Annotated in this window: 1 protein-coding gene and 1 pseudogene; one reads left to right on the top strand and one right to left on the bottom strand. The window is 71.4% G+C overall.

The window, feature by feature from the left end; all coding sequences use genetic code 11:
• Positions 1-557: acyl-CoA dehydrogenase family protein (locus tag KBX39_RS31565; protein ID WP_282102504.1), on the top strand; the 557-nt coding region annotated here is incomplete at its 5' end.
• A gap of 56 nt (positions 558-613) precedes the next feature.
• Here KBX39_RS31565 and KBX39_RS31560 read toward each other — a convergent pair.
• Positions 614-1,201: pseudogene (locus tag KBX39_RS31560) on the bottom strand (hypothetical protein); the annotation flags it as partial.

The raw sequence follows: 1,201 nt of genomic DNA, 5'->3' as shown, positions 1-1,201 counted from the left end.
CCCGCAAACTCTCCCTGCGCGCCTCGGTGACCTCAGAGCTGGTCCTCGACGACGTCCGGCTGCCCGCCGACGCGATGCTGCCCGGCGCGGCCGGCCTGTCCGGGCCGCTGACCTGCCTCAACGAGGCCCGCTTCGGCATCGTCTTCGGCGCGCTCGGCGCCGCGCACGACTGCCTGCAGACCACAGTGGCGTACGCCCGCAGCCGGCAGATCTTCGACAAGCCGCTCGCCGCGTACCAGGCCACCCAGCTCAAGCTCGCCGACATGGCCCTGGAACTGGGCAAGGGGATGCTGCTGGCGATGCAGATCGGCACGCTGAAGGACGCCGGCACGCTGGACCACCGGCAGATCAGCCTGGGCAAGCTCAACAGCGTGCGGGAGGCCATCGCCATCGCCCGCGAGTGCCGGACGATCCTCGGCGCGGCCGGCATCACGCTCGACTACCCGGTGCTGCGGCACGCGAACAACCTGGAGTCGGTGCTCACCTACGAGGGCACCTCCGAGGTGCACCAGCTCATCATCGGGCAGACGCTCACCGGTCACGCGGCCTTCCGCTGACCGGCCGGGCCACCGGTGACCGCGTGCCCGGCCCGTGATCGGGCCGGGCACGCGGCCTACCGCTTGACCAGGTTGCGCAGCGCGGACAGCAGCGACCGGTGGCTGACCTCGGCATAGATCTTCTTGTCCGGTCCGTACAGAACCACGTACGGGCACTGCTGGTCGTCGCCGCCCATGGTCTTGTCCAGCAGCCGGCGGCCGGTCGCCACCTCGTACACCCGCAGGCGGTATGTGGCCTTGAGCAGCGTCAGCGTGTCCGGCTTCGGGTCGTCGTAGCGGCACTTGCGGATCGTCGCGCCGGTGCTGGTGCGGTCCAGGCAGGCGACCATCTGCACGGCCTTCGGGTCCTCCGACGCCCAGGTCCGCTCCACCCGCTTCGACAGGCCCTCGTCGTAGTAGTAGACCCGGTCGTGGCGCCGCGTGCCCACGTCGGTGCCGACGAGCAGCGCCACCGGGTGCGGCGCCGCTCCGGTGCGCTTCGGCGACTGCGGAAAGTAGAGGACCCCGTCGCACACGTCGTTGAGGTCGGAGATCTGCGCCGCCGGGAAGTCGCTGGGCTGCGGCCCGCGCGTCGAGGGCTCCACGCTCGCTGTCGCACCCGGAGTGGGCGTCGTGCCGGACGACCGCCAGGGCGTCACCGGCGG

Origin of the sequence: Micromonospora sp. D75 (assembly GCF_018070405.1) — a bacterium.
Taxonomy (GTDB): domain Bacteria; phylum Actinomycetota; class Actinomycetes; order Mycobacteriales; family Micromonosporaceae; genus Micromonospora; species Micromonospora chalcea.
Note: the sequence above shows the minus strand (reverse complement) of the source record. Positions and strands in the feature narration are given on the sequence as shown.